Origin of the sequence: Mycobacterium sp. (assembly GCF_040509115.1) — a bacterium.
Lineage (GTDB): Bacteria > Actinomycetota > Actinomycetes > Mycobacteriales > Mycobacteriaceae > Mycobacterium.
On the sequence record NZ_JBEVLO010000404.1, the window covers coordinates 1 to 3,163 of the forward strand.

General features: G+C 67.5%; 3 protein-coding genes. 2 read left to right on the forward strand and 1 reads right to left on the reverse strand.

From position 1 onward, the window contains the following. Window positions 1–693 (reverse strand): LacI family DNA-binding transcriptional regulator (locus ABW137_RS27935; RefSeq protein WP_526404826.1); only part of this gene is annotated, 693 nt, incomplete at its 3' end. A 44-nt stretch (window positions 694–737) separates the two neighbouring features. Here ABW137_RS27935 and ABW137_RS27940 point away from each other — a divergent pair. Next, entirely contained in the window at window positions 738–2,438 is a 1,701-nt protein-coding gene (locus tag ABW137_RS27940) for a glycoside hydrolase family 13 protein (protein ID WP_526404828.1), read from the forward strand. A 291-nt stretch (window positions 2,439–2,729) separates the two neighbouring features. Then, window positions 2,730–3,163 (forward strand): 50S ribosomal protein L10 (gene rplJ / locus ABW137_RS27945; protein ID WP_526404829.1); only part of this gene is annotated, 434 nt, incomplete at its 3' end.

Below are 3,163 nucleotides of genomic sequence, written 5' to 3' on the forward strand. Positions count from 1 at the left end.
CGCACCGCCGTCGACCCCCCACTGCACGGTCACCACCGTCGGCTCCGGCAGCTGGGCGTCAGCGATCTGACGGTGGAATCCGCGGATCCGAGCCTCGTCGGTCGCCCATGCCTCCCCGCCTGGTGCCAGCGCCTGGATCATCGCGATGTCGCGGTGTCCGATCCGGACCAGATGACCGACGGCTTGTTCGGCGGCGAGCGTGTCGTCGATGCCGACCCATGGGCTCCTGCCGTCGTCGTCGCCGCCGATGAACACCGCGGGCACGCCGAGCTGGTCGAGCCTGCCCCGCTCGTGGGCGGTGAGCGGGATCGACGCGACGACGATCGCATCCACCTTCCGGCGCAGCGGCAAGGTGTCGAAGAACCGGTGTCTGGTCGCGACGTCGGGCAGCGCGCACAGCACCACGTCCATGCCCGCGGCGTCGAACTCACCCGCGATGCCTGCGATGACCGCCGAGTAGAACCACGAGTCCACCTGCGGGACGACGACTCCGATGCGCCCGGTGGCGCCGCCGGAGAGCCTCGACGCCTCGGGAGACACGACGTAGGACAGCTCGCGCGCCGACGCCAGCACGCGATCCCGCGTCGCGGCCGACACTCCGGGTTGTCCGCGCAACGCGCGTGACACCGATGCGATCGACACGCCCGAACGGCGCGCGACGTCGGCCATGTTGACGCTGAGCTTCGGTATCACCGGACAGCACGGTAACACCCGCGCAAATATTTGCGTAGATCCGAATGTCATTGACAAAGATCGGCGTGACATGCAGTCTTTGGGGCGCAAACGTTTACTGTTTCAATCCGAGGAGTGCCGTGACCCGCGCCGATTCCTGGTGGCAGACTGCCGTCGTCTACCAGGTGTACATCCGCAGCTTCGCCGACGGGAGCGGTGACGGCATCGGGGACATCGCCGGGCTCCGCGATCGGCTGCCGTACCTGGCCCGCCTCGGTGTCGACGCCATCTGGATCAACCCCTGGTACCCGTCGCCGATGGCCGACGCCGGCTACGACGTGGCGGACTACCGCGACATCGAACCCGCCTACGGCACGCTGGCGGAGGCCGACGCGTTGATCGCCGAGGCGCACGATGCCGGGATCCGCGTGCTCCTCGACATCGTTCCGAACCACACCTCCGATCACCACGCGTGGTTCACCGCCGCCCTCGCCGACGAGCCGGGCGCACGGGAGCGCTATCACTTCCGCGCCGGACGCGGCACCAACGGCGAACTGCCACCCAATGACTGGCGCAGCGTCTTCGGGGGAGTGGCGTGGACCAGAGTGTCCGACGGTCAGTGGTACCTCCACCTCTTCGCCCCGGGCCAGCCCGACCTCAACTGGGACAACCCGGAAGTCGTTGCCGAATTCGAGGACGTGTTGGCGTTCTGGTTCGACAAGGGTGTCGATGGGTTCCGCATCGACGTCGCCCACGGGCTCGTCAAGGCCGACGGGCTCCCCGACGGCGGCAGTGGGGACGCGCTGGTCCAGCACAATGCCGCGCATCCCGCGTGGGACCAGGATGGTGTCCACGACATCTATCGCGGCTGGCGCGAGGTGGCGAATCGCCATGCGCCGGAACGGATCTTCATTGCGGAGGCCTGGGTGCGCAACAACGAGCAGCTCGCTCGATACCTGCGTCCCGACGAGTTGCACACCGCCTTTCAGTTCGACTTCCTGCGTGCCCCGTGGCGTGCCGACGTCCTGCGCAAGGTCATCGACGACGCGATCGCGGCCGCGGCGACCGTCGGCGCCCCGCCGACGTGGGTGCTGTCCAACCACGACGTCGTCAGGACCGTCACCCGATACGCGCGCTCGCAACCGGATCACCTCATCGAAAGCGAGTGGGAGCGCAGGCGCTGGGGGACGGAGACGCCCGACTACGAACTCGGCCTGCGTCGCGCCAGGGCGGCGGCGCTGCTGCAGCTCGCGCTGCCGGGAACGGCCTACGTCTATCAAGGTGAGGAACTGGGCCTCGAGGAGATCGAGGATCTGCCCGACGACGTCCGTCAGGATCCCACCTGGGTGCAGTCCGGGTTCACCGACGTCGGCCGCGACGGATGTCGGGTACCCCTACCGTGGGCGAACGATGCTCCGCCCTATGGGTTCTCGCCCAATGACGACGTGACTACGTGGTTGCCGCAGCCGTCGCACTGGGCGTCGCGCACTGCGCAGGCCGAGGACGCCGACCCCGATTCGACGCTGAACCTCTATCGCGAGGCGCTGGCCAGCCGGACGTCGGTGTGGGTGGACTCCGGCGACGTGGAGTGGATCGACTCCAACTCCGACGTCGCTGCGTTCCGACGCGGCAAGGCCCAGTGCTGGTTCAATACCGGTACCGCACCTGTCGACCTGCCCGCCGACGCCAAGGTCGTGCTGGCGTCGGTGCCAGGTGTGACCACTGAGTTGCCCGCCGACGCGACCGCCTGGTTGGTCACGACCTAGCACATCGGAGGGGTGGCGCGCGTTTTGGCTGATCGGCGGTCAGCGCGCTATCCTTTCTGGGTTCCACCGAAGACCGTCGGTCACCGAGAAATCGGTTGAAGGTCCCGGCAACGCCTGTTGTTCTCCGCGCAAGCGGCTCATCAGGTCCCGGGCGGCCCACGCAGGAGGACGAGGCACCACCGCTGGCTTGACCCAGCGAATCTTCACGCCCCGGCCGCTCTGCGCCGGGGCGTTCGTCGTTTCCAGGCCCTTCACCAGACCGGCGGACCCATACCTAGATAGGAGGCATGCATGGCCAAAGCTGACAAGGCCACCGCCGTTGCCGACATCGCCGAGCAGTTCAAGGAGTCGACGGCCACCGTCGTCACCGAGTATCGCGGGCTCACCGTGGCCAACCTTGCCGGTCTGCGCAAGTCCCTTGGAGAATCCGCCACCTACTCGGTCGCCAAGAACACCCTGGTGAAGCGCGCTGCGTCCGAGGCAGGTGTGACAGGTCTCGACGATCTGTTCACCGGTCCGACCGCCATCGCGTTCATCAAGGGCGAGCCCGTCGACGCCGCCAAGGCGATCAAGACGTTCGCCAAGGACAACAAGGCCCTGATCATCAAGGGCGGCTACATGGACGGCAAGGCGCTGTCCGTGGACGAGGTCAACCGCATCGCGGACCTCGAGTCGCGCGAGGTGCTCCTGGCCAAGCTGGCCGGAGCGATGAAGGCCAAGACCAG